Here is a 24550-nt window from a genome sequence, read left to right as displayed (position 1 = left end):
ACGTGCCTATACTGAGGGGTATTTTATGTTAGGGGGCCTAGTCATATGTACCTATTCCAATATTCAAAGAATTCAAGAAACTACAAAATGAAAAAGCTATTTTATTTAGCGGGTATTTGCTTTAGAATAAGTACAGAAAGCCCAGTAGAAAGTAGGAGTAAGATGCCAGAATTACCAGAGGTTGAAACGGTCAGACGAGGATTGGAAAATCTCGTTATTGGCAAAGAAGTCGCAAGCGTCACAGTCTTGTGGGAAAATATTGTGCAAGCATTTGGTGGAGTTACAGAATTTGTGAACCGGATGCCAGGTCAAACCCTACTCGCAGTTGACAGAATTGGTAAGTTTTTAATTTTTCACTGGACTGATGTGGCTTGGATTGCCCATTTACGCATGGAAGGTAAATATTTGTATATGCCAAGTACAGATCCTGTAGATGCCTATTCACATGTCATCCTTCATTTAACAGATGGTTATGATTTACGTTACCGGGATGTTCGCAAATTTGGTCGCATTCATATGGTAGACAAGCATCAACTAGACCAAGCAGTTAAAGATTTACACTTGGGACCAGAACCCAAGGATATCACTACAGCATATCTCACAGATAAATTAACCCATCGTAAAAGACCTATCAAAGGCGTCTTGTTAGATCAATCTGTTATTGCTGGTATCGGCAATATTTATGCGGATGAAGTATTGTATGCAGCCAAAGTACACCCAGAACAACCGGCGAATAGCCTGACAGACCAAGAAATACAAGCCATCGTTGATGCAAGTAAGGCGATTATCGGCCAAGCAGTTGAAGCTGGAGGTACCACGATTCGTTCATACACGAATGCATTCGGTGAAAATGGCCACTATCAACAGTATCTGCAGGCGTACGGCAGAAATGGGCAACCCTGTGCAAGATGTGGCACGCTAATTGAAAAGATTAGTGTCAGCCAACGCGGTAGTCATTTTTGCCCAAATTGTCAACAAGTACATGCCTAAAGCAAGTGAGCAAGTGGGAGGAATTATGAGTCATATACTAGGACTAACTGGGGGAATTGCGACGGGTAAGTCGACAGCCAGTAAATTTTTTAAACAGGAAGGGTTCCCCGTCGTGGATGCAGATTACGGGGCGCGCATGGTGGTAGAGCCTGGTGAACCCGGATTAGAGGCGATAAAGGCACATTTTGGGGCGGATATTGTCTTTCCAAATGGCGTTTTAGACCGGAAAAAATTAGGGGCAATTATCTTTGAAAACCCAAGTCAGAGAGAGCAATTGAATGACTTGTTACGCCAACCGATTCGGGATTGGTTGAACAAGGAAAAAGAAAAATATATAGCGGAGGCCATGAATTGATTATTATGGATGTGCCACTTTTATTTGAAAGTAAGAGTGAAGACCAATGTGATGATATTATGGTTATTTATGTATCGGAAACCATGCAACTAGACCGCTTAATGGCGCGTGATGGTCTCAATTCAGTTGATGCGTTTAAACGTATGACAAGCCAAATGTCTATCGAACGCAAAGCAAATATGGCAGATTTTGTCATTGATAATTCGGGAACGATTGAAGAAACGTATCAACAATTAGCAGCTTGGTTAGGGATTTTTGGTTATCAACCCCTGAAATAGGGTTATATTAGGCTTTATGCTATAATAAAATGTGAAAAAGACCTAGTTTGCAATAGCAACAGAAAGATGGAGGTATATTCATGCAATGTCCAAATTGTGGTTCAGATGATTTGAAAGTAATTGATAGTCGTCCTGCTGAAAGCAATACGTGTATTCGTCGTCGCCGTGAGTGTAATAACTGCGGTAGCCGCTTTACGACCTTTGAACGAATTGAACGCACACCTTTATTAGTCATTAAACGAGATGGAACTCGGCAAGAATTTTCGCATGAAAAAGTCTTGCGTGGCCTAATCCGTTCCGCGGAAAAACGACCAGTATCGGCTGACCAACTTGAAAAATTAGCATCAGATGTGGAATCTGAATTACGATCACGTGGCGTGAGTGAAGTACCAGCTTCAGATGTTGGCGAAATTATTATGAATGCTTTACCAGATATTGATGAAGTTGCTTATATTCGCTATGCCAGTGTTTACCGTCAATTTGAAGATCCAACTGTATTTTTACGTGAAATCGAACGTTTACGTGGTCGCAACAATGCCGAAACGACAGAGAACAAGCCAGAAACAGATCCCAAGCCAACAATTTAATCAATAAGATACCTTAAGAAGGGAGGGTAAGCAGATGACCAATTACCCATGGCAAAATTTAGATCCAAAGGGACTTGTTCAAATTACCCAACCTCAGTGGATTTCTGATATCGATCAGCAAGTTCTGCTACATTTATACCAACCCATCATAGGAGGAGAATCCTATGCGCTCTATCAAACCTTGTATGCCAATATTAACAAGGCGACTAACGCTTCCAATCAGATCCGTCATCATGACTTAATGGAGCAAATGGTTTGGGGCAAAGAACGCTATATAAAAGCCCGTCGTAACCTTGAGGCAATTGGCCTTTTACAAGTATTCGAACAGAAAGAAACTAGCCAAGCAAATAGCGCAGTAACGATTTATCAATTACTTGCACCTTTGGATAGTAAGCATATTTTCGCTGACCCCATCATGTCCAGTTTATTGATGGATCGCCTGGGTCAACCGCGCTACAATCAGCTTATTGCCAAGTTTTCCTATGATTTGCCATTAGACGTTGAGGATGGTCATTGGACAGACGTAACTGCAACATTCCAAGATGTATTCCGCCTGCCAAGCCAATACTATCCAATTCCTAGCGAAACCGAAGATAAATTAATCAGCCGAAATCGTCAGAGCAGAGCTGTTCAAATTAAGGACCACAAACTTAATATTTCCTTGGTCAAAGACTTGTTACAGTCATCCTTCATATCCGAAAAAGCGTTAACTGATGAGGTCATTGACATGGCTATTTCGCTCAACCAGCTCTATGGTTACGATGAAGTTGATATTCAGAAACTCGCAACTGCTGCAGCAGATTTACGAACCAATACAATTGATTTGGGGAAAATGCAACGGCTAGCTGTAGAGCAGGCTAGCGGTCAGTCGAGCAAACAAGCTCAGCAAATAGCACAAACCACTAATGCACCAACTACTAATGGCACCGTGAATAAAGGCGACGGAGAGACTCAAAATCCAGGATTAACCGACCGTATTACTGCTTCGGAAACCAATCAATCGGCTTACCGCGCTAAATGGCAGCAACTAGGTCTAGATCAAGAAGAATTGAACTTCGCTGATTTTGCGAAAAGCTATCCACCAATCGCATTTGCCTCTTCAATCAAAGAACAAAAGGGTGGTTATTTAACGAAGGCTGAAGCCAATGCCATCACGGAATTGATTCGCTTAGATATACTAAAACCAGGTGTATTGAATATCATGATTCAATATTGTTTAGTGGAATTAGAACAGAATAAATTGTCACGCTCCTATCTTGAACGGGTCGCTGATGACTGGAAACAACAGGGCATTGAAGAACCTGAAGCAGCTATGGTGTACCTGAAAAAACGTAAAAAAGATATGGCAGACCAACACGAGAAACGGCAAAAGAATCGGATCAATAAAGGCCGTTATCAAACGCAAAAAGAATCCGTCAAACCAAAATGGTTGGATGAAGCGAGTCGTAAAGAAAAATATGAAAAAACGCCAACACCAGCTAATATAGCTGATGCGGACGATAAGGCAGCGAAGCAAGATAATGCTGCGACAATCAATGCCAAAGAAGCAGAAATTCGTCAATTGATGCAAACATTAGAATTAAAAGAAGGTGAATAGAATGGCTGACGACAAACAATTGAAAAATGTGGGCGATAGTTTTAAACAACAGATCAACCGCAACCCTGCCTTCAAAGAAAGACAGGCTAAGATAGCAGAAATCGTGCAGAAAGACCCAGCAGTTCAAGCCTTTTTACAAGCGCATCAACTGACATTTGAGGATGAAATTGTCAAAAAATCATTCTCAAAATTATATGAATTTGCCCGGGAAAATGGTAACCAAGCTTTAGGTCAAAAGAAATTTAATTTGTACGCACCAAGCTTGATCATGAACGTCAACTTCATCGATGTAGATTATCATCCAACGCAGGATTTCATTAAGCTCCAGCAAGCTGAAGAATTATCTAAACGGGTGACCATGGTTTCTATGCCGAAGAGTTTGCGGTCAGCATCTTTTGAAGCTATGTCACCAAATGACTATCAGGATCGCTATGAAGCAATTCAGAAGAGTCTGGAATTTATCAATGCTTACACCAAAGACCCGAATACCTTCCATAAAGGCTTATATTTACATGGTCAATTTGGGGTAGGGAAAACACACATCTTAGCAGCTTTGGTGAATACGCTGGCCGAACGAGGTGTCAAATCGAGCATGGTTCATTACCCAGAACTATTGGTTGATTTAAAATCCCGGATCCGCACGAATACCGTTGACCAACGTGTCAATGAATTCAAGCGAGCACCGATATTGGTCTTGGATGATATTGGGGCGGAATCAAATAGTGAATGGGTCCGTGATGATGTCTTGGGTGTTATTTTGCAATACCGGATGCAAGAGCAATTAGCTACTTTCTTCACGTCTAACTTTACCATGCCAGAGTTAGAACAATTTTTAACTACAACTAGAGAAGGTGCCGACGTAGCTAAGGCAGCCCGTATCATGGAACGAATTAAATATTTAAGTGAAGCAGTAGAAGTAGGAGGTAGAGACCGTCGTAACGGTTAATACCTTCTTTTTTTATGTATTTTTTTAGATTGAAATAGCATATCATTTGAACCTTTAACTTTAAAATGATAAAATAAAGATATACTATATAAAATATAAAAATTCGAATCAGGGAGGTGAGTGCATGAGTGGATTCAGAAAATTCTTACAAATCCTTCTATCACTCCTAATTATTGTGGCCATCCTAATTGTAGCAGCTACTATTTATCCAATTCCTTACGTGAGTGAATTTGTAGCGCGTTACGTGACAGCTTACCAAACAGGTGTGTATATCGTCGTAAGCTTATTAGCTTTGGCCTTGTTATACTTTGCTATCGCCTTTATTTTGGCCTTACTAGCACCTGCAAAATCACGTACATTAAAAGTGAATAGTGAAAAAGGTCAAGTAGCCATTGATCATGAGACAGTCATTCAAGCCATTCGCCGTGATATTTTGGATGTGAAACAAGCAAGCAACAAGCGTGTTGACGTGAAATTTGGTCGCAATCCTGAACAGACAAAAGTCAAAGTGGCCTATGCTATTGCAGAAGACCAACCTGTTCAAACGATTTCAGATGCCATTCAACGCAAGGCAAAACAAGCAGCAGAAGCTGTATTAAATACCACAATCAAAGAAGTGAAAGTTACTGCGGATACTTATAATCCAGATGAACTACAAGCAAATGCCAACAAACAAGGGCATGCACGTGTTAGATAGATGAAAGATCGCAGTTGAATAGAGGAGGCAAACACTATGAAACAACCACCACGTAGTTGGTATCCATATCGGAACCGCATTATCGGAGGCTTAATTGCCTTTATCTTTGCACTATTATGGATGTGGTTTGGCTTTGGAGAAGCTTTATTCATCCTAGTATTTTCTACAATTGGTTTTATCATTGGGGCTTACTTCGATGGTGAAATCGACTTAGAAAGTTGGTTTCGTTTTTTCAATCCATAGATTCATATCATTTGAGTTAAGTGAAAAATTTGATAGAATAGATACAACTTATTAGTTATATTTAAAAAATAGAAAAGGGGAATCTTAAATGACTGAAAACGTAAAACACACTAACGATTTAACTTTTGATAGCAAGGTTCTTGAAAAAATCGCACACTACACAGTAGCGAATGTTGACGGTATTTTAGAATTAAAAGGTAACCTTACTTCAGGTTTGAAAACTTTATTCTCAAGCGGCGAAGACGAAACACGCGGTGTAAGTGCTGAAGTCGGTAAGAAAGAAGTTGCATTAGATTTAGAAGTTATTGCTGAATACGGTAAAAATATTCCAGCTGCATTTGAAAAAGCAACCCAAGCAATCACTGAAAATGTACAAAAAATGACTGGGTTAACTGTTGTTGAAGTCAACATGAATGTAAATGACGTCTTAACTCGTGCTGAATACGAACGTGATCAAAACGAAAAGAATCGTGCAGCACAAGAGCAACGTCGTCAAGCCAACCAAAATGGTCAATACACTGACGGTTCACGCGTTCAATAATTTTAACCGGAAATTATTTGACATTTGAAAATGTGATGCTTATACTTATCCTCGTAATGAATATTTTCTATCAAGGATAAGAGACACGCTAGATGATGGGTAATCAGGGACAAGTTGGTAAGTGAGAAACTTGCAAAGCCATTTAGTTAACCACTCTTTAGATCGCACCGAAATTTATGACCAAATCAAGGTACATAGCTTAAGGTGTAAGGGTTGCCCCCATTATCAGCAATAGAGGGTAGATTTGTCGACTGACAAATTTACTGAACTTGGGTGGAACCACGCAAATTGTTTAATAGCGTCCCATTTTAGTCGAAAGACTAGAATGGGACTTTTTTGTGTCTATTATATCTATAGATAAATACCAAATAGGAGGATGAAACATGATTGAATTAGTATTCCCAGATGGGGCGAAGAAATCTTTCGAAGCCGGTGTAACTGGCCGCGATGTCGCTGCCTCAATCTCTAACTCTTTAGCAAAAAGAGCATTAGCTGCTAAAATTAACGGTGAATTGGTAGATTTAAATGCCCCAATTAACCAAGACGGTGCCATTGAAATCGTCGACCCTAAACACCAAGATGCGTTAGGTATCTTACGCCATTCCACAGCCCATTTAATGGCGCAAGCGATGAAACGTTTATACCCAGAAATTCATTTCGGTGTAGGTCCAGCAATTGAAACAGGTTTCTACTATGATACTGACCAAGACAATCAAATTGCAGAAGAAGATCTACCAACAATTGAAGCTGAAATGGCTAAAATTGTAAAAGAAGACTTCCCAATTGTACGTCGTGAAGTAACTCGTGCAGAAGCCAATGAAATTTTTGCTGATGACCCATACAAAATTGAAATCATCGCTGATTTACCAGAAGATGAAATTTTAACAGTATATTCGCAAGGTGAATTTACTGACCTTTGCCGTGGTATCCACGTACCATCTACAGGTTATATCAAAGAATTCAAATTACTTTCTGTAGCCGGTGCATATTGGAGAGGTAACTCTGACAACAAAATGATGCAACGTGTATACGGTACTGCCTTTTTTGACAAAAAAGATCTTAAAGAATTTATCAAACAACGTGAAGAAGCGAAAGAGCGCGACCACCGTAAATTGGGTAAAGAATTAGATTTATTCATGATTAGCCCAGAAGTTGGTTCAGGTCTACCATTCTGGCTACCAAAGGGTGCAACAATTCGTCGTACCATCGAACGTTATGTAGTAGATAAGGAAGTTTCACTTGGTTACAACCATGTGTACACACCAATCATGGCAAACGTTGATCTATACAAAACTTCAGGTCACTGGGATCACTATCATGATGACATGTTCCCACCAATGGACTTAGGTGACGGTGAACAATTGGTATTACGTCCAATGAACTGCCCACACCACATGATGATCTACAAAAATGATATCCATTCTTACCGTGAATTCCCAATTCGTATCGCCGAATTAGGTATGATGCACCGTTATGAAAAATCTGGTGCATTATCTGGTTTACAACGTGTACGTGAAATGACTTTAAATGATGCACACGTATTCGTACGTCCTGACCAAATTAAAGAAGAGTTCACCCGTATGATTACATTAATCAAAGAAGTATATAAAGACTTCAAGATTTCTGACTACCGTTTCCGTTTATCATACAGAGATCCAAACAATACTGAAAAATACTTTGATGATGATGCAATGTGGGAAAAAGCGCAAGGCATGTTAAAAGAAGCGATGGATGACTTAGGATTAGAATACTTCGAAGCAGAAGGGGAAGCAGCCTTCTACGGTCCAAAATTAGATATCCAATTCAAGACAGCTTTAGGTAATGAGGAAACAATGTCTACTATCCAATTAGACTTCCTATTACCAGAACGCTTTGACTTAACATATGTTGGACAAGATGGACAAGATACACATCGTCCAGTAGTAATCCACCGTGGTTTATTATCAACAATGGAACGTTTTGTAGCTTACCTAATTGAAGAATACAAGGGCGCATTCCCAGCTTGGTTAGCACCAGTTCAAGCTAAATTAATCCCTGTAAACGATGAAGCCCATGGTGACCATGTAGAAGAAATTCGTCGTCGCATGAAAGCAGCAGGTATGCGTGTTGAAGTGGATAACCGTAACGAAAAAATGGGTTACAAGATCCGTGAAGCACAGACACAAAAAGTACCTTACCAATTAGTATTCGGTGACCAAGAAATCGAAAACAATACAGTAACAGTGCGTCAATACGGTTCAAAAGAAACATTATCAATGCCATTCGATGAATTCTTCGCCCAATTAGAAGCAGAAATCAAAGAATATAAATAATAGGATGTGAGGACCGACGCTTAGAAAGCCACCGGTGGAAGACTGTAGCAGTGACGCACGCAGTGTGGCGCAATATAGTCTGAAGCGCAGGGCTTTCTGGAGGTCCGAACTCAACTTTATAGGATGAGAGCAATAGCGGTCAGCCCTCAACTGGTGGAAGGTGAATGACGGTGATGACGGTAGACATCGACTAGTTCATCTGAAGCAGGAGGTGGATTGCTGTTTCGAACTCAACTTCAAAGGATGAGAACCATAGCGTTCACCATCCTGTTTTAGTATCAGATTTCCTCAATAAAAGAAAAACAACCTGAAAGCGACGAGCTTTCAGGTTGTTTTTCTTTATAGATATACTTCTTCAGCTTGCAGTACAGGTTCTAAGTGTCCCAATGGAATTGTAGACATACTTGGACGCAAGGTTCCTTTGTTTTCATCACGACCTTGTAAGACTAGCTTACTGTTATCTTGACGATAAGAATTGATGGCCTTTAAGACTAATTGTTGCGTATTGTCAGCAGCATAACGATTGAACAGTACTGATAATTTTACAAAAGGTAATTGAGTCATCATTGGGTAGTCGCCCATTGAATCACCGAATAACATGAGCGGTTCTTTTTGATATTTACGTTCTAAGAATTCCTTGATGACTTCTACTTTTCCAAGCCCCTTAGTAATTAAGGTGCCAGCTTCAATACGACTATCGATAATACCGTCATGTGTGACGTCATAGCACATGCCAAAAATTTGATCTTTGGGTAGGTTAAATGGTGCTTGACTAGCAACGGTTCTTACTAAATCGATTGGCGATGCACTGATGACATAAATATCTATATTATTTTCGCGTAAAACAGACCATAATTGAAGTATTTCTTCAGGTACACGAATACCTTGTTCGAAGGTAGATTCCACTTTACCCACTCTACTCTTTATATGTTGGCTAGAGAATAGGCGACGAAGCGTAAGCGGTTTGTTTAAAGCATCTTCAAATACTTTAATAGAAAGTGCTGAGAACTCTTGCGTCGTGTAGCCTTTAAACCAGTAGATGGGTGAATTTTCACCAGGAGTTCTTGAGAATTCATGCCCAGCTAATTGATAGTACAAACGTAATTTTGCAGCAAATTCATTATATTGGGCGAAATCTTTTATTTCAGCCAATGGAATGCGCTCATCTTCAGGGACATCAATGTAGTCGGTATATAAAACTTGGTATTGCGCAATAATATCATCTGCTAAATCAATAAAAGTAGCCATGTTATGCGTGTTCGGAAAGATAGGTTGTTGGAAATTCATAGGACCGTTGGTTAGGACCTGGTAAAATTCCTCGGGCGTCATTTTATAAGCCAAGTGATCTAGCATATACATCATAAGATGATCTTCGATATCATGCAGAATAGTTGTATTATCAAAGTCAAATACAACATACGAACGGTCAGCCACATCTGCTGTAACATCCGTAGAAGCTTGGCTAATTGTGTCATTTAATCGTTGGAAAACAAATGGATCCCATTTTTGTTGGGTGATTTTAGCTTGCATGTATAAACTCCTCGCCTAGTTGTAAACTTCCGCAATGGTAAGATTACTTAATTATAAAATATAACTAATAAATTCATGTAAAAAATAAGTCATGATTCGGTAAATTTACAAAAAAATTTGTAAAAATTAACAATATTAACGTAAAAAACATTGGCTATCATGATGATTATAAACACCAATCGCTTCAAGAAAGGCCTCTACAATGGTGGGACCAACAAATTTAAAGCCTGTTTTCTTTAATTGTTTAGCCATAGCCTGGTTAATGTCATCCTCTTGATTGTTCAATTGATGCGAAAAGTCTGCAGCCATTTGATAAATATAATCTCTAAAAGAGGGTAATTGGGGACTCTCTTCAATGGAAAGTGCAAGTTGAGCATTGTGAATCATCGCCTTAATTTTTAAACGATGGCGAATAATTCCTTCATCAAGCATCAAACGTTCCACATCTGCTTCATCAAAACGGGAAAGCTGTACCATATCAAAGTTAGCATATGCGTGACGCATTGCTTGACGTTTATTTAAAATAATTGCCCAAGAAAGACCGGCTTGCATAGCTTCTAAACTGAGCGCTTCAAATATTTCTTGGCTACTATTTTTCATTTTGCCCCATTCCTCATCATGATAGGCAATCATTTGAGGTGTATTGGCAAATTGGCATCTGGTGACCATAGTATTTCCTCTTTCCCAATTCTTGTATTGTATTGATTAAGGTCAAATTATACCAAATTTAATCTTTCTTTAATAGAATAAAACGATTGGATTTGATACATATTTGATATTATCTATATCTTCAGGTATACCTTATGATGATTGTAGGCTAATTGTATCTCATTAGTGAACTTGGAGGGGAAAATTATGAAGCATATATTGAAATTTACGTTATTGGGTTTATTTGGAAGTGTATTGGCAGCATGTTCAGCTGGGGCTACTGATGAAGGAACTACAATTCGAGTAGCAACATCACCAGGACCATATAGTGAATTATTTTTAGAAGAAGTTGCACCTATTCTAGAAGAAAAGGGGTATGCCATTGAAGAAATTGAATTTACTGACTTACGCTCAGCGGATGTTGCCTTACAAGAAGGTTCGGCAGATTTGAATGTCGATCAACACAGCCTGTATCTAGAAAATTTTAATGAGGAAGCAAGCGCAGATTTAACAGCTGTAACTGCAATTCCAACGGTACCAGCTGGTTTGTTTCCAGGTACTAAAAATGCTTTAAGCAAGGTGGCTGAAGGTGATAAAGTCGGTATACCAGATGATCCGTCTAATTACACCCGTGCCTTATTAATTTTACAAAAAGCAGGATGGATTAGTCTGGCAGAGGGTGCTGATACTTCCAACTTAACTGAAGCAGACATTGCGGAAAATCATGTCGGTATTGAAATCGTGCCAATGCAATCAGCCACTATCCCACGAACTTTAGCTGACTTGTCATATGCCATTATTCCTGGGTCAATTGCATATGATGCGGATGTAGATTTTTCAACTATCTTGTTAGAAGAAGATGTATTACCACAACTATTCCTACAAGCAGTAGTGTCTGATCCAGAAACTGCAGATGAAGCTTGGGTAAAGGATTTAGTGACCATCTATCAATCTGACGAGCTACAAGAAACAATTGAACAAATTAACGAAGAATCTAACGAGACATATTGGGTCTTACCAGAAGCAGAATAAGTGAGGGAAATAAGTTGCTTCGAATTGAAATCGTTTCCAAAAACATTTCCTTTACTATATGATAGATGTATTAATATATAGGAGTGATGTACATGGTTGAGTGTTATACAAACTATTGGGAAAATCGACGTGATGGTGTACGCAAACAACATGGTTCATATGCTACAGAAAAAGAGGCATTTGAAGGCATTCAAAGTTGGTGGGATTTACATCAGGAGAAATATACCAATATTAAGAAACGCCGCACCAATTCTGGCGCTCTTGAAATCACCTATGGAGACGATAATTATTACTACCGCATTGAAAAGCATAACATTGAAAAATTACCATCTAAGAAAGTGAAATTACGTAGTGCTGGCGAAATTGCAGCAAAACGTAAAATGGAAAATTTGGATGAAGAATTCTTTTTGTTTGATGAACTTGCTGAACCGTATCGCGATCAATTGGTGATTGCCATGGGGGATGGCCATCGGGTACAAGAATTCATCTATGACGAAAAAGGACGTCCAGTTCGCGAATTAGTGAAAAAATAGTTCTTACTTTTAGATATAGTTTTTTTAGCAAGCAGTTCTTATAGCACAAATGCTTAATTGCTAAAGCTTTGTGCAAATAGGAACTGTTTTTGATCCTAGTAGATAAAAATAATGAAAGAGATGAATAGATGGATTTATATAAGAAGATTGAAAATAGCTTGGAAAAACAAAAATTTTCAGCTTTGTTGGGTATTCAATTAGAAAAAGTTGAACCGGGATTTGTTTCATTATCTTGTAAGAAACGAGATGACTTGACCCAGCAAGTAGGTTTCATACATGCCGGTGTAACGACTACCGTAGCCGATTCTGCATGTGGTTATGCAGCACTGACCACCATGGATGAAGGTGACGAAGTATTGAGTGTCGAATTCAAAGTGAATATGCTCAGGCCAGCCGTTGGCGAGGAAATCCGTGCCGATGCTAGAGTGATTAAGGCGGGCAAGACTCTGACGATTACGGAAGCAACTGTTTATGATACGCAAACGAATAAAGAAATTGCTAAGATGCAGGCAACAATGATTCGGGTAACACCATAAAAAAACTTACTACATAGTAAATAGTAGAAGTTATCATAAAAAACAGAAAACTTGTTGACCGCCATTTAAAATGATGGTATACTAACTAAGTTGAGAAAAGAAGCAGAAACACCCGTTTCTCACCTGAGTTGACAAGTTACGTCCTCGGGTAGATAGATATTCAGTTCACACAAACTCGATTTGTGTGCTTAATACGGCGGGTAGAAGACTTTCTTCTATCCGTCGTTTTTCTATGTGAAATTTCTCTTTCATACAGATTTAATGTAACAACAATGATTTATTGTACACAGCATCAATGGAGGTGTATTACTATCGCAAAAGATATGTTCGTAAATGAAAATATCCGTGCACGTGAAATTCGTGTAATTGATTCCGAAGGTGAACAATTAGGTGTCCTAAGTAAAGATGAAGCTTTAGCTAAAGCTGACGATGTAAACTTAGATTTAGTATTGGTTTCTCCTAACGCTAAACCACCAGTTGCCCGAATCATGGACTACGGTAAATACCGTTATGAGCAACAACGTAAAGAACGTGAACAGCGTCAAAATTCAAAACAAATTAGCTTGAAGGAAGTACGTTTATCTCCTACAATCGAAAAAAATGATTTTGATACAAAATTACGTCAAGCTCGTAAGTTCCTTGAAAAAGGAGACAAAGTAAAAGCAAGTATTCGCTTCCGCGGACGTGCGATTACTCATAAAGAAATCGGACGCGAAGTGTTAGAACGCTTTGCCGAAGAGCTGAAAGACATTGCAGAAGTTGAACAACGACCAAAAATGGAAGGACGTTCAATGTCCCTACAAATGGCGCCGACTGCTGACAAATAAGTGAACATTATTTAGGAGGAAAAAACATGCCAAAACAAAAAACTCACCGCGCTTCAGTAAAACGTTTCAAAAAGACTGCTTCAGGTAAACTAAAACGTAGTCATTCAGAACGTTCTCACCGTTTCCACGGTAAAACTAAGAAACAACGTCGTCAACATAAACAAGCAACTACAGTTCATTCAACAGATATGAAACGTATCTCTCAAATGATGGACAGCTACAAATAATTCATAACGAATGATCGAAGTTCAGTCATGGACTGGACAGTACTAAAAGGAGGAAATTAAATGGCTCGAGTTAAAGGTGGAACAGTAACACGTCGTCGTCGTAAAAAATATCTTAAATTAGCAAAAGGTTACTTTGGTGCTAAGTCTAAATTATACAAAACAGCTAAACAAGCTGTAATGAAATCTTATACTTATGCTTACCGTGACCGTCGTCAAAAGAAACGTGACTTCCGTCGTCTTTGGATTACACGTATCAACGCAGCTGCTCGTATGAACGGTATGAGCTACAGCACTTTGATCAACGGCTTAAAATTAGCTAATATCGATATGAACCGTAAAATGTTAGCAGATTTAGCAGTTAACGATGCTGAAGCATTTACAGCAATCGCTGAACAAGCTAAAGAAGCTTTAAAAAATAAATAATTTACATTTTATGTAAATAAGCCCAAGAAACCTCATACAGGAGGGTTCTTGGGCTTTTTGTTTTATCGGTATATTATAAAGATAAAGGGATAGTGTTCGGTAGAGACTATCAAAAATAATTGGAAATGGATACTATCCAATCACCCCAAAGCTTGATAGAATTTATCTATTGAAGAGAGTGTGTGAACCATTTTAAAGGTTTACATATGCTACGGATAAACATTTTTAATTCGAGACATGGCCATGTCTCACCGGGGGGAAATAATATGAAAAAATTCAAAGCATTCGCAACATTAGGATTAGCATCAATCGCACTTGCAGCATGTGGTGCACAAACAAATGAAACGGTAAAAGTAGGGGTAGTTGGCGATACAGCAACTCAAATTTGGGAAAACGTAGCTGAACGTGCTGCCGAGGAAGGCATCACAGTGGAAGTAGTTACTTTCTCAGACTATACACAACCCAACCGAGCTTTAGAAGATGGTGAGTTAGATTTAAATGCATTCCAACATACAGCGTTCTTGGCTGACTATGTTGCTGAAAATGACTCAGATTTAGTTCCAATTGGCTATACATTTATTTCACCAATGGGTATGTATGCAACTGAAGAAATTACAGATGTTGAAAGCATTCCTGAAGGCGCATCAATTGCCATTCCAAATGATCCAACAAATGGCGGACGTGCTTTATTATTACTTGAAGCAGCAGGATTAATCGAAGTAGATGATGCCGCTTCTTACACACCAACAGTAGATGACATTACGGCTAATGATAAAAACCTAACTATTGACGAGTTAGATGCAGCGCAAGTGCCACGTGCATTAGGTGATGATGACTTAGTAATTGCTAATACTAACTATGCTGTAGACGCTGGTTTCGTACCTCGTGAAGATGCCATTTACATCGATACCGATCATATGGACAAAGTAAGCGGCGTATACAAAAATACGATTGTAGCTAAATCAGAAAATGCAGATTCAGAAACTTTCCAAAAAGTTGTTGAATTGTACCAAAGTGATGAAACGAAGGAATTAATTGCTGAATTCTCAGCAGATACAGATATGCCAATCTGGGCTGAAGGTGACGATCCACAAGCTGATTTCCAAACAATCGTAGGTGAATAAGTCTATAACAAATAGTTACATATTCTTGAATTAGATTGTGAGAGATGTATGATAGAATAAGACTATTAGCATAAAAATTTTATGGACTAAACAAAATGTAGAGGTGAATTAAATGTCAATCATTGACTTAAAAGAAGTCTCTGTCGAATTCGAAACTGCAGCTGGTAAAGTAAGCGCGGTACAAGATGTAAATATTTCAATCGACAAGGGCGAAATTTATGGGGTTATCGGTTACTCAGGTGCCGGTAAAAGTACTTTAGTAAGAACGATTAATAGATTACAACCAGTCTCTAGCGGACAAGTAATCGTAAATGGTAAAGAAATCAATAAATTATCAGAAGTAGAATTACGCGCTTCACGTAAGAAAATTGGGATGATCTTCCAACATTTCAACTTGATGAACGCACGTACGGTAGAAGGTAACGTTCTTTTCCCGTTAAAAGATTCAGACATGACAAAAGCTGAAAAGCAGAAAAAAGTGCATGACTTATTAGATCTAGTTGGTCTTGCAGACCGTAAAGATGCTTATCCAAGTCAACTGTCAGGTGGTCAAAAACAACGGGTGGCTATTGCTCGAGCATTGGCTAATGACCCAGATGTATTGCTTTGTGATGAAGCTACATCTGCCTTAGACCCTAAGACAACTTCTTCAATCCTAGAATTACTGAAAGAATTGAACGAACGTTTAAACTTAACAATCGTGATTATTACACATGAAATGCACGTTATCAAAGAAATTTGTGACCGTGTAGCGGTAATGGAACATGGTCATGTGGTTGAACAAGATACTATCTTCAACATCTTCCGTCACCCACGACAAAAATTAACACGTGACTTTATTGAATCAGCAAGTCCAATCGAGAAGGGCATTCAAGAAGTATTGGCAAATCCAGAATTATTGAACATCCATGAAGATGACCGTGTTATCCGTGTGAAATTCTCAGGTGCTTCAACTGGTGACCCACTAATTTCACTACTAACAGAAAAATTTGGTGTGAAAGCCAATATTTTATTCGGTAATATCGAAATTTTACAAAATATTCCAGTTGGTACCTTGCTACTGAGTCTAAGTGGTCAACCAGCAAATGTTCAAGCAGCGATTGATTACATCCATGGCGAAGGTGTCGCATTACAAGAGTATACAAAACTTGGCGACTCATATACGACTAAGGAGGTTGAAGCCTAATGAACTTTATCGAAACATTACTACCAAACGCGATTGAGATTCCAGATGAATTCTTACAATCAACCCTAGAAACCTTATACATGTCTATTATCACGGCAGTACTTGCTTTTGCCCTGGGCCTAGCCCTAGGAATTTGGTTGATTTTAACGCAACCGAATGGCTTAAAAGCGAATCCAGTTGTATATGGTGTATTAGATAAACTAGTAAACATCTTCCGCTCTATTCCATTTGTTATTATGATTGCCTTACTAGTAAATCTAACACGTGCGATTGCAGGCACTTCAATCGGTACTACAGCAGTTATTGTGCCTTTAGTTGTTGCGACCATTCCATTCTATGCTCGTCAGATTCAAAATGCCTTGGTTGAAGTTAACCCAGGTGTAATCGAAGCTGCACAAGCAATGGGTACATCTACATGGGATATCGTCACACGTGTCTACCTAAAAGAAGCTTTACCAGGAATTATCCGGGTATCTGCGCTTTCAATTATTAATGTTATTGGCTTAACTGCCATGGCAGGTACTATCGGTGGTGGTGGTCTAGGTAACCTAGCAATCACTCGTGGGTACAACCGTTTCCAAACCGATGTCACAATTATTTCAACAATCATCATCCTAATTATTGTATTTATTTCGCAAGCTATTGCGGATCGTTTGGTGAAAAAAGTCGAGCACTAATCAACAAGTTGTCAACCAACTAGGAGGAGAAATTTTATGAATACGAAATTAAAATTATCTGCAACATTATTTGCTTCAATTATTGCTTTAGCAGCGTGTGGTAACACAAGTTCAACTGAAGAATCTTCAGCCGCTTCATCAACAAGCGAATCAACAGAATCATCAACTGCAGCTTCAACAGAAGAAACAAAAGAATATAAAGTTGGTGTTGTTGGAGAAACAGAACGTTTGGAATGGGAAGACGTTGCTGAACGTTTAGCGGACGAAGGTATCACCCTAAAAGTAGAAGTATTTACTGATTATGTAACACCAAATACAGCCTTAGCTGATGGGTCATTAGACTTAAATGCTTTCCAACATTTAGCGTATTTAGCTGATTTTGTAACTGCAAACGATGGTGACTTACAACCAATTGGTTACACTTATATCTCACCAATGGGTGCTTACTCTGAAACAGTGGAAAGTATCGATGACCTAGCAGATGGCGATACAGTCGTTATTCCAAATGACCCTACAAATGGTGGTCGTGCATTATTATTACTTGAAACAGCAGGCTTAATCGAAGTAGATGATGCAGCAGGTATCACACCAACTGTTGACGACGTTACTGCAAATGACAAAAACATCGAATTCTCTGAAGTAGATGCTGCGCAAGTGCCACGTTCATTAGCTGACGCAGAATTAATCGTAGCCAATACAAACTACGCTGTAGATGCTGGTTTAGTACCTTCTGAAGATGCTATTTTCTTAGATACTAAAAACCTTGAAGACTTAGGTGCACAATACAAAAATGCGCTTGTAGTTCGTTCAGAAGATGCTGAAAACGAAGATTTCCAAAAAATTCTAGAAGCATACCAATCTGAAGAAACAGCTGCTGTAATTGATGAAGTAACATCAGGCGCTGACCAACCAGCTTGGACTGACAACGACGATGTTAAAGGTGACTTTGACGAAATTCTTTCTGCTACACAAGCAGCTGAATAATGAATAATGGGATCCAAATAAGATATGGACAGGCATGCCCCCCGGCGTGCAGGTCTGTATCTTTTTTTGTTAGACTATAATAGGACAATATTGTGTACTAAAATATAAGATTAGTATAATTTAATTTACGAGGTCTAACCCTTAAAAGGCAGGGTTTACGGGCTTTTTTTTGAATTGTTTCAATTTAATATTTTCCTGTTACACTATCTTCTATTATTTCCAGAAAGAATTTGTTACAATAAGTTGAATTTATTGAAAGAAACTTTAGAAATGTAGGAGAAAACGAATGAGTCATATTAATATGGGACTTGCATTACGTACAGCTGTTGAAAACGACATGTCGCAATTAACAGTCATGTTAGAAGATGCAATTGCTTTACTGGCTTTGAATAACATTGATCAGTGGCAAAATGGCACGATTACAAGTGAAATGTTATTAGAAGGAATTATTAAAGATCAAGCCTTCATTTGGGAGGATAGAGATACACATGGTGTGGCCGCTTTTTGTGTCCTAGACACATATGACGAACCTTATGAGAATTTAGCAGAAGGGGAATGGACTGTAGAAGGCCCATATTTCGCCATTCATCGTGTAATGGTTTCTCAATTATTTAGACGCAAGAAAGTCTCTACACAAATGTTCTTAGATATTAAAAAAATCGCAATTGTAAATAATATTGCCTCTCTAAGAATTGATACCCACCCAGATAACTTTATGATGCAAAAATCATTAGCCCGTAATGGCTTTAAACGTACTGGATTACTATACATGCCTTCTGGTAGTCCACGTTATACCTATGAATTTGATTTATCGGAATTTTAGATTACAATGTAAGTGTAGATTATCATTATTTTTTTGATAAAAAATGGAAAGGTCGAGATGAAATGTATTATCTAAAGAATGAACGAAATGGTGAGGAAATTTACGATCCAACTTACAATTTAGCAATTGAGTACTTTTTGGTAAATGAGAAGAAATTGGACGAGCCAATCTTGTTATTCTATATTAATGAACCGTCTATCATCATTGGGAAGAATCAAAATACCCACGTTGAAATCAATGAGGAATATGTGAAAGAACATAATGTGCACGTAGTTCGTCGTTTTTCAGGTGGTGGGGCAGTGTACCATGATTTAGGGAATATTTGCTATTGCTTTATTACCAACGATGACGGGAATTCTTTCCGAGACTTCAAAAAATTTACTGATCCAATCATTGATTCACTTCATAAAATGGGTGTTGAAGGTGCTGAACTGAAAGGCCGTAATGACCTTGTCATCGGTGACCAAAAATTCTCAGGTAATGCGATGTATGCTACAAATGGCCGGATGACATCACATGGAACATTGATGTTTGATGTGGATATTGATGAAACGACAAAAGTATTGAAACCAAAAGCTGCAAAATTAAAAGCTAAAGGGGTTAAATCAATTCGTAGGCGTGTAACAAATATTAAACCGCACATGGATGATGCTTCTCAAAATATGACCTTGCATGAATTCCGAACAGCCTTGCTATTAAATATTTTTGACGTTGAAAACTTGGACGAAATCAAAGAATATCAATTAACTGACCAAGACTGGGAATTTATAGATGACTTCCGCTCACGTTATACTAACAACGATGACTGGAACTACGGTGAAAATCCTGATTATGAAATCATTCGAGATGAACGAACAGCTGCTGGTCAAATTGAATTTCAATTCAATATTTCAAAAGGTAAAATTAAAGAGGCTAAAATTTACGGTGACTTCTTTGGTTTAGGTGAAATTTCAGATATAGAACAAGCGTTAATTGGTCAAGAATACACGCGTGAAAACTTACTACAAGTGTTTGAAAGCTTAAATATCAAAAATTACTTTGGTAATGTTACTGCTGAAGAACTTGCAGACTTAGCGTCATTATAGAGAAAATATAATATTAAAAGAAGGGTGGCAGGGACAGGTTCACCTTTTTTTGCTTGCCTAATTTCCCAATGATGCAAGACAAGTACTTATGAATTATGCTATGATTAGCTTTGTTAGTGTCGGACGCTTCAAGGTTTTTAAGCGTAAATGTTTGAGAATGAAGAAGTCAATTTGACCTAAAGATAGGAGTAGCAAAATGTCAAAAACAATTTTCCATAACGATCAAACGCATTGGATCAACTTGAATTCGGACAATGAAACAGAATTACGAGCTTTATTCGAAGAATATCATCTTGATGATCAAATCCTAGCGTATACTTTAGATAAGGATGAGCGAGCCCATTTAGATTATGACAGAAGTACAAACACGCTAGTCCTGATTTTTAATGTACCCAATCAAACTAAAATTGATAACCACTATGAGACGATACCGATGACCTTTATCATCACCAATCAAACGCTCATTACAATCACCAATAAAAAGAACCAGTATCTATACGTACATATGAAAAACATGTTGGCACATGATTCTGGATTAACCTTATTTGAATTTCTTTTTTCTAGTTTATTCTATATTACAGATTCATTCTTTCCCTATATTGAAGAAATCAATAGTGAACGCGTGAGTGTAAATAATAAATTAAAACAAGAAACAACCAAGAAAAATCTTTTATATTTATCCGATTTAGAGACAGGGATTGTCTTCCTTGTATCTGCCTCTAAACAGAACGCCGTCTTACTGAATCAAATTAAAACTCATGCTATTTACAAACGTTTGACAGAAGATGAAAAAGAAGAGCTAGATGATGCTTTAATTGAAGCCAAACAGTTGGTGGAAATGACACAATTATCATCTCAAATTTTGCAACAACTATCAGTCTCTTATAATAATGTTTTGAATAATAATTTAAACGAGACCATTCGTATTTTAACAGTACTTTCGGTATTACTGACTATTCCAACTATTATCACAGGTTTCTTTGGTATGAATGTACCCTTGCCATTAACTGATAATCCGATGGCTTGGATAATCATCATTGCCATGAGTGGTATCATTTGGATTACATTATCTTTTGTATTAAAAAGAATACTATAAAAGAAGGTCTCCGACTTTTGGTGTGGATGAGAAATCATTCACGCTTTTTTGTTTGAAAACACAAAAAGACATATGAATAGTTTCCTTTTGTCGTATCTAACCGCTTTGGTTGGGATTTTTTTGCAAGATTGTTTATATCCGGTTTTAAATAGATGAAAACTGGAAACCAGAACTGCTTTTGAGTATATTTTATGAGGAAAAATGAAACGCAAAACCCCCTGAACGTTCCTTTTCTAAAAATAACGGAAGCTCAGCCCCTTGTGTGGCGCAAAATTTCTCATTTTTGAAACCAAAACCTTCCGAGGTTTCCACTTTTTGGTTATATAACGATATATATATACAATCATCAACAAGCCGGACAAAAAGTTGATTTTTCTTTTATCAAATCTCATTTGAAATAAAGTAAAAAAAAACGCAAATCCATATAAAATGAATTCAAGTTTCTTGCTTAAATTAAACTATTCTCATCAAAAGTCAAAGAACCATAAAAAAGAACCAGTCGTCCGTAAAGGAAGGCTGGTTCTTTTGATTATATTATTTTTGGAAGGCTGAACGAATTCGTTGGCTAGCATTGCCTTTAGCGATAGCTAATCCACGTTCTCGAATTAAGCCACCATCTAATGTAGATAATTCACCATATTCTTGCGCCAAGTAGGACAAGACTTCAATTTCTTTATTAGATAATTCATCTGCATCAAAAGCAATTAATGCGAAATATAAATCGTTGTATAGATATAAGTCAACTTGAGTATGTTGATCTTTAAAATCACGTGCAAAAGCGATGAAATCTTCAAGTATGTGGAAAACCACAGTGATTTTTTTATCAATTTTCTTGTTTTCCAAGAAGGGGTTACTCCAGTCAATACCATCAAGCTTATCTTTAGGCTCTGAGGTTGTTTCATCGCCTTCAGTAAAACTCATTTCTGTGATTTTTTCGACATTTTCCTTCGCAGCGCTATCTTCATCTTCAAGTTCACTAATTGTATCCATTAATTGTTGGAAGGCATCATCTTCATCGTTGCCGTCTCCACCAAATCCTTTACTAATGTATAAATCAATACCGTTTCGCTTAGGCATTACTTGGAAAGTGATTGCTTCAGTGTGTTGGAATTTTTTTGATACATCGACTTCTTCAAGAACCGTCATGAAAAAATGTTCAACTTCGTGTTGATTACTCATGATATCCATAAATGAGATACCACGTTCAATCAAATCTTCCGTTTCGATAAACACGCGGATAGTATTTTCATTAATATATTCCATTTCCATCGGAATCACCCCAATCTCTTAATAGTAGTGTAATCTAATTACTACAATTGTTAAAGTATTATACTTAAAAAAATAAAAAGAGTACAGAATTTTGCACTCTTCTTTCTATTTTATATTGATTTTATCGAAATTTTTAGTTTGCTTGTGCTTCTTGTTCTTCATAAGAACGTAAAGCTTCTTGTAATTCAAGTGCGCGAACGCTTCTTGGTAAGAAACGACGAATTTCATCTTCGTTATACCCAACTTGTAATCGTTTATCATCTAAGATAATAGGGCGGCGTAATAAGCCAGGATTATCTTGGATTAATTTGAATAAATCATTCAAAGGAATTTCATCAAGATCAACATTCAATTCTTGGAATGCTTTTGATCGCGTAGAAATAATTTCTTCTGTACCTTCCTCTGTCATGCGTAGGATGGCTTTGATTTCATCATTCGTTAAAGGTTCTGAAAAGATATTTTTTTCGGTATAAGGAATGTCATGTTCTTCTAACCATGCTCGAGCTTTGCGACATGAAGTACAACTTGGTGATATGTATAAATTTACCATGTGTATCTCTCCTTTAAGTGAACAACATTTCATTAACTAACATAAATATATTATAGCACAGAGTTTGTGAATTTTCCATGTATTTTTTAACCAATTTTGACGTTTCACCCATAAGTTATATGAACAGCACGTTCAGAAAAAAGTCTAGCTGTATTTTTGCCTAACGATATTGTGGATAAAATAAGTTAGTTAAAAAACATTGCAAGCATTCCTATGCTATAATAATAGAGAATTTAAGTAGGGGGATTACAAATGACAAAACGTATTTTTTCAGGTGTCCAACCCAGTGGTACACCTACAATCGGTAACTACATTGGTGCAATGAAACAGTTTACCGAATTACAAAATGATTTTGATGCTTACTATTGTGTTGTAAATGAACATGCGATCACAGTAGCTCAAGATCCTGAAGAATTGCGTAAAAATACGCGTTCATTAGCAGCTTTATATATTGCTTTAGGTGTAGATCCTGAGAAGGCGACCATCTTCATCCAAAGCCAAGTACCTGCACATGCGCAAGCAGCGTGGATTGTACAATGTTTAACACCTCTTGGTGAATTAGAGCGCATGACCCAATTTAAAGATAAATCGGCTAAACAAGGTTCGGTTAGTGCAGGATTATTAACCTATCCACCATTAATGGTAGCAGATATCATCCTTTACCAATCTGACTTAGTGCCAGTTGGGGATGACCAAAAACAACATTTAGAATTAACACGTAACTTTGTTGAACGTTTTAATAACCGCTTTACGGGCAAAAAAGAGGCTGGCATCTTAACCATGCCAGAATTTTATGCACCAAAAGAGGGTGGACGAATTATGAGTTTACAAGATCCATTGAAGAAAATGAGTAAATCTGATGAAAATCAAAAAGGATTTGTTTCTTTATTGGATGATCCAAAAGTAATCATGAAGAAAATTAAATCTGCAGTTACCGATTCTTCTGGTGAAATTTCATATGACAAAGAAAACAAACCAGGTGTTTCTAACTTACTAACAATCTATTCATCAATGTCTGAACGTGCCGTTGACGATATTGTGGCTGAATATGCAGATGCAGGTTATGGTAAATTTAAACAAGATTTAGCAGATGTTGTTATCTCTGTATTAGAACCAATGCAAGCGCGCTATGATAAATTAATGGCTTCATCTGAATTAGATGACATTCTAGCAGATGGTGCAAAACGTGCAAATGAAGTAGCATCAGAAACCTTAGCGAAGATGGAGAAAGCAATCGGTTTTAGATAAAAATAACACGATAATGGAAAATCCCGGACTATATAGTGGACCCAAAAAGTTAGACTAAATTTTATGAGAGTTGACCGAATGGTCAGCTCTTTTTTAATACATGCAATTTGGCTTAATTCCTGTTGTCGACAATACTTCTCATAAATTTCAATCTGTCAAGAGCAGTAGCGGAGCGACTCTTGATAGATTGAAACTTTATGTGAAAC

The 24550-nt window shown here is 37.7% G+C and carries 26 protein-coding genes, 1 pseudogene and 1 other annotated feature; of the genes and pseudogenes, 23 read left to right on the top strand and 4 right to left on the bottom strand.

Translation table 11 applies throughout. The annotated features are described in order from the left end of the window. Window positions 1-162: 162 nt before the first annotated feature. The 9 genes and pseudogenes from mutM to thrS all read left to right on the top strand — a co-directional run bounded on the left by mutM (window position 163) and on the right by thrS (window position 8546). Entirely contained in the window at window positions 163-990 is an 828-nt protein-coding gene (mutM, locus tag B9P78_RS03660) for a DNA-formamidopyrimidine glycosylase (protein WP_094518188.1), read from the top strand. Continuing rightward, window positions 983-1623, top strand: a pseudogene (gene coaE / locus B9P78_RS10650) (dephospho-CoA kinase). Before mutM ends, coaE begins: the two are co-directional and overlap by 8 nt. Window positions 1624-1703: 80 nt before the next feature. Continuing rightward, a complete protein-coding gene (gene nrdR / locus B9P78_RS03650; RefSeq protein WP_094518187.1) occupies window positions 1704-2210 on the top strand; it encodes a transcriptional regulator NrdR in 507 nt (168 codons plus the stop codon). A 34-nt stretch (window positions 2211-2244) separates the two neighbouring features. Continuing rightward, entirely contained in the window at window positions 2245-3807 is a 1563-nt protein-coding gene (locus B9P78_RS03645) for a DnaD domain protein (RefSeq protein WP_094518186.1), read from the top strand. Between the two features lies 1 nt (window position 3808). Continuing rightward, complete coding sequence (gene dnaI, locus B9P78_RS03640; protein ID WP_094518185.1) at window positions 3809-4753, top strand: primosomal protein DnaI; 945 nt, start codon at window positions 3809-3811, stop codon at window positions 4751-4753. Between the two features lie 124 nt (window positions 4754-4877). Further along, entirely contained in the window at window positions 4878-5450 is a 573-nt protein-coding gene (gene amaP / locus B9P78_RS03635; protein ID WP_094518184.1) for an alkaline shock response membrane anchor protein AmaP, read from the top strand. A gap of 36 nt (window positions 5451-5486) precedes the next feature. After that, a complete protein-coding gene (locus B9P78_RS03630) occupies window positions 5487-5693 on the top strand; it encodes a DUF2273 domain-containing protein (RefSeq protein WP_094518183.1) in 207 nt (68 codons plus the stop codon). A gap of 88 nt (window positions 5694-5781) precedes the next feature. After that, window positions 5782-6234 carry an Asp23/Gls24 family envelope stress response protein gene (locus B9P78_RS03625; RefSeq protein WP_094518182.1) on the top strand — a complete coding sequence of 151 codons (453 nt, stop codon included), beginning with the start codon at window positions 5782-5784 and terminating at the stop codon, window positions 6232-6234. A 383-nt stretch (window positions 6235-6617) separates the two neighbouring features. After that, complete coding sequence (gene thrS / locus B9P78_RS03620) at window positions 6618-8546, top strand: threonine--tRNA ligase (protein WP_094518181.1); 1929 nt, start codon at window positions 6618-6620, stop codon at window positions 8544-8546. A 339-nt stretch (window positions 8547-8885) separates the two neighbouring features. Here the strand turns inward: thrS and B9P78_RS03615 are convergent, their stop codons facing one another. Together B9P78_RS03615 and B9P78_RS03610 are read right to left on the bottom strand one after the other, a co-directional pair. Next, entirely contained in the window at window positions 8886-10076 is a 1191-nt protein-coding gene (locus B9P78_RS03615) for an HAD-IB family phosphatase (protein WP_094518180.1), read from the bottom strand. 135 nt (window positions 10077-10211) lie between these two features. Further along, window positions 10212-10709 (bottom strand): DNA-3-methyladenine glycosylase I, encoded by a 498-nt coding sequence (locus B9P78_RS03610; RefSeq protein WP_255377072.1) that lies wholly within the window; start codon window positions 10707-10709, stop codon window positions 10212-10214. A 222-nt stretch (window positions 10710-10931) separates the two neighbouring features. On the opposite strand from B9P78_RS03610, the gene B9P78_RS03605 reads away from it, so the two are divergent. From B9P78_RS03605 to B9P78_RS03545, 13 genes are all read left to right on the top strand, one after another. Beyond that, window positions 10932-11756 carry a MetQ/NlpA family ABC transporter substrate-binding protein gene (locus B9P78_RS03605; protein WP_094518178.1) on the top strand — a complete coding sequence of 275 codons (825 nt, stop codon included), beginning with the start codon at window positions 10932-10934 and terminating at the stop codon, window positions 11754-11756. A 92-nt stretch (window positions 11757-11848) separates the two neighbouring features. Further along, a complete protein-coding gene (locus B9P78_RS03600) occupies window positions 11849-12289 on the top strand; it encodes a hypothetical protein (RefSeq protein WP_094518177.1) in 441 nt (146 codons plus the stop codon). Window positions 12290-12417: 128 nt separating this feature from the next. Then, on the top strand, window positions 12418-12825 hold the full coding sequence (locus B9P78_RS03595; protein ID WP_094518176.1) for a PaaI family thioesterase: 408 nt from the start codon (window positions 12418-12420) through the stop codon (window positions 12823-12825). A gap of 94 nt (window positions 12826-12919) precedes the next feature. Next, window positions 12920-13062: a sequence feature (ribosomal protein L20 leader region), on the top strand. 68 nt (window positions 13063-13130) lie between these two features. Continuing rightward, the gene (gene infC, locus B9P78_RS03590; RefSeq protein WP_094518208.1) at window positions 13131-13652 is read left to right on the top strand and encodes a translation initiation factor IF-3; all 522 of its coding nucleotides are present in this window, start codon (window positions 13131-13133) and stop codon (window positions 13650-13652) included. A gap of 26 nt (window positions 13653-13678) precedes the next feature. Then, window positions 13679-13879 carry a 50S ribosomal protein L35 gene (gene rpmI / locus B9P78_RS03585; RefSeq protein WP_094518175.1) on the top strand — a complete coding sequence of 67 codons (201 nt, stop codon included), beginning with the start codon at window positions 13679-13681 and terminating at the stop codon, window positions 13877-13879. A 60-nt stretch (window positions 13880-13939) separates the two neighbouring features. After that, complete coding sequence (rplT, locus tag B9P78_RS03580) at window positions 13940-14302, top strand: 50S ribosomal protein L20 (protein ID WP_094518174.1); 363 nt, start codon at window positions 13940-13942, stop codon at window positions 14300-14302. Window positions 14303-14568: 266 nt separating this feature from the next. After that, window positions 14569-15426, top strand: coding sequence for a MetQ/NlpA family ABC transporter substrate-binding protein (locus B9P78_RS03575; RefSeq protein ID WP_094518173.1), 858 nt, complete (start codon window positions 14569-14571; stop codon window positions 15424-15426). Window positions 15427-15538: 112 nt separating this feature from the next. Then, window positions 15539-16612 (top strand): methionine ABC transporter ATP-binding protein, encoded by a 1074-nt coding sequence (locus tag B9P78_RS03570; RefSeq protein ID WP_094518172.1) that lies wholly within the window; start codon window positions 15539-15541, stop codon window positions 16610-16612. Beyond that, window positions 16612-17289, top strand: coding sequence for a methionine ABC transporter permease (locus tag B9P78_RS03565; protein ID WP_094518171.1), 678 nt, complete (start codon window positions 16612-16614; stop codon window positions 17287-17289). Before B9P78_RS03570 ends, B9P78_RS03565 begins: the two co-directional genes overlap by 1 nt. A 36-nt stretch (window positions 17290-17325) precedes the next feature. Further along, window positions 17326-18273, top strand: coding sequence for a MetQ/NlpA family ABC transporter substrate-binding protein (locus B9P78_RS03560; protein ID WP_094518170.1), 948 nt, complete (start codon window positions 17326-17328; stop codon window positions 18271-18273). Window positions 18274-18559: 286 nt separating this feature from the next. Continuing rightward, window positions 18560-19096, top strand: a complete 537-nt coding sequence (locus tag B9P78_RS03555) for an acetyltransferase (protein ID WP_094518169.1) — start codon at window positions 18560-18562, stop codon at window positions 19094-19096. A gap of 62 nt (window positions 19097-19158) precedes the next feature. After that, the gene (locus B9P78_RS03550) at window positions 19159-20181 is read left to right on the top strand and encodes a lipoate--protein ligase (RefSeq protein WP_094518168.1); all 1023 of its coding nucleotides are present in this window, start codon (window positions 19159-19161) and stop codon (window positions 20179-20181) included. 196 nt (window positions 20182-20377) lie between these two features. Then, window positions 20378-21277 carry a magnesium transporter CorA family protein gene (locus tag B9P78_RS03545; RefSeq protein WP_094518167.1) on the top strand — a complete coding sequence of 300 codons (900 nt, stop codon included), beginning with the start codon at window positions 20378-20380 and terminating at the stop codon, window positions 21275-21277. A gap of 534 nt (window positions 21278-21811) precedes the next feature. Here the strand turns inward: B9P78_RS03545 and B9P78_RS03540 are convergent. Continuing rightward, window positions 21812-22546 carry an adaptor protein MecA gene (locus B9P78_RS03540; RefSeq protein ID WP_094518166.1) on the bottom strand — a complete coding sequence of 245 codons (735 nt, stop codon included), beginning with the start codon at window positions 22544-22546 and terminating at the stop codon, window positions 21812-21814. 133 nt (window positions 22547-22679) lie between these two features. Continuing rightward, complete coding sequence (spxA, locus tag B9P78_RS03535) at window positions 22680-23096, bottom strand: transcriptional regulator SpxA (RefSeq protein WP_094518165.1); 417 nt, start codon at window positions 23094-23096, stop codon at window positions 22680-22682. Window positions 23097-23348: 252 nt separating this feature from the next. On the opposite strand from spxA, the gene trpS reads away from it, so the two are divergent. Then, window positions 23349-24344, top strand: a complete 996-nt coding sequence (trpS, locus tag B9P78_RS03530) for a tryptophan--tRNA ligase (RefSeq protein ID WP_094518164.1) — start codon at window positions 23349-23351, stop codon at window positions 24342-24344. The last annotated feature ends 206 nt before the right edge of the window (window positions 24345-24550 follow it).

The organism is Aerococcus sp. 1KP-2016 (assembly GCF_002252085.1).
Lineage (GTDB): Bacteria > Bacillota > Bacilli > Lactobacillales > Aerococcaceae > Aerococcus.
This window is presented reverse-complemented; position numbering and strand designations above follow the sequence as displayed.

Excerpts from the sequence above, each read along its gene's own strand:
- mutM (WP_094518188.1), top strand. The coding sequence starts at position 163 with ATGCCAGAATTACCAGAGGTTGAAACGGTCAGACGAGGATTGGAAAAT.
- nrdR (WP_094518187.1), top strand. The coding sequence starts at position 1,704 with ATGCAATGTCCAAATTGTGGTTCAGATGATTTGAAAGTAATTGATAGT.
- B9P78_RS03645 (WP_094518186.1), top strand. The coding sequence starts at position 2,245 with ATGACCAATTACCCATGGCAAAATTTAGATCCAAAGGGACTTGTTCAA.
- dnaI (WP_094518185.1), top strand. The coding sequence starts at position 3,809 with ATGGCTGACGACAAACAATTGAAAAATGTGGGCGATAGTTTTAAACAA.
- amaP (WP_094518184.1), top strand. The coding sequence starts at position 4,878 with ATGAGTGGATTCAGAAAATTCTTACAAATCCTTCTATCACTCCTAATT.
- B9P78_RS03630 (WP_094518183.1), top strand. The coding sequence starts at position 5,487 with ATGAAACAACCACCACGTAGTTGGTATCCATATCGGAACCGCATTATC.
- B9P78_RS03625 (WP_094518182.1), top strand. The coding sequence starts at position 5,782 with ATGACTGAAAACGTAAAACACACTAACGATTTAACTTTTGATAGCAAG.
- thrS (WP_094518181.1), top strand. The coding sequence starts at position 6,618 with ATGATTGAATTAGTATTCCCAGATGGGGCGAAGAAATCTTTCGAAGCC.
- B9P78_RS03615 (WP_094518180.1), bottom strand. The coding sequence starts at position 10,076 with ATGCAAGCTAAAATCACCCAACAAAAATGGGATCCATTTGTTTTCCAA.
- B9P78_RS03610 (WP_255377072.1), bottom strand. The coding sequence starts at position 10,709 with ATGATTGCCTATCATGATGAGGAATGGGGCAAAATGAAAAATAGTAGC.
- B9P78_RS03605 (WP_094518178.1), top strand. The coding sequence starts at position 10,932 with ATGAAGCATATATTGAAATTTACGTTATTGGGTTTATTTGGAAGTGTA.
- B9P78_RS03600 (WP_094518177.1), top strand. The coding sequence starts at position 11,849 with ATGGTTGAGTGTTATACAAACTATTGGGAAAATCGACGTGATGGTGTA.
- B9P78_RS03595 (WP_094518176.1), top strand. The coding sequence starts at position 12,418 with ATGGATTTATATAAGAAGATTGAAAATAGCTTGGAAAAACAAAAATTT.
- rpmI (WP_094518175.1), top strand. The coding sequence starts at position 13,679 with ATGCCAAAACAAAAAACTCACCGCGCTTCAGTAAAACGTTTCAAAAAG.
- rplT (WP_094518174.1), top strand. The coding sequence starts at position 13,940 with ATGGCTCGAGTTAAAGGTGGAACAGTAACACGTCGTCGTCGTAAAAAA.
- B9P78_RS03575 (WP_094518173.1), top strand. The coding sequence starts at position 14,569 with ATGAAAAAATTCAAAGCATTCGCAACATTAGGATTAGCATCAATCGCA.
- B9P78_RS03570 (WP_094518172.1), top strand. The coding sequence starts at position 15,539 with ATGTCAATCATTGACTTAAAAGAAGTCTCTGTCGAATTCGAAACTGCA.
- B9P78_RS03565 (WP_094518171.1), top strand. The coding sequence starts at position 16,612 with ATGAACTTTATCGAAACATTACTACCAAACGCGATTGAGATTCCAGAT.
- B9P78_RS03560 (WP_094518170.1), top strand. The coding sequence starts at position 17,326 with ATGAATACGAAATTAAAATTATCTGCAACATTATTTGCTTCAATTATT.
- B9P78_RS03555 (WP_094518169.1), top strand. The coding sequence starts at position 18,560 with ATGAGTCATATTAATATGGGACTTGCATTACGTACAGCTGTTGAAAAC.
- B9P78_RS03550 (WP_094518168.1), top strand. The coding sequence starts at position 19,159 with ATGTATTATCTAAAGAATGAACGAAATGGTGAGGAAATTTACGATCCA.
- B9P78_RS03545 (WP_094518167.1), top strand. The coding sequence starts at position 20,378 with ATGTCAAAAACAATTTTCCATAACGATCAAACGCATTGGATCAACTTG.
- B9P78_RS03540 (WP_094518166.1), bottom strand. The coding sequence starts at position 22,546 with ATGGAAATGGAATATATTAATGAAAATACTATCCGCGTGTTTATCGAA.
- spxA (WP_094518165.1), bottom strand. The coding sequence starts at position 23,096 with ATGGTAAATTTATACATATCACCAAGTTGTACTTCATGTCGCAAAGCT.
- trpS (WP_094518164.1), top strand. The coding sequence starts at position 23,349 with ATGACAAAACGTATTTTTTCAGGTGTCCAACCCAGTGGTACACCTACA.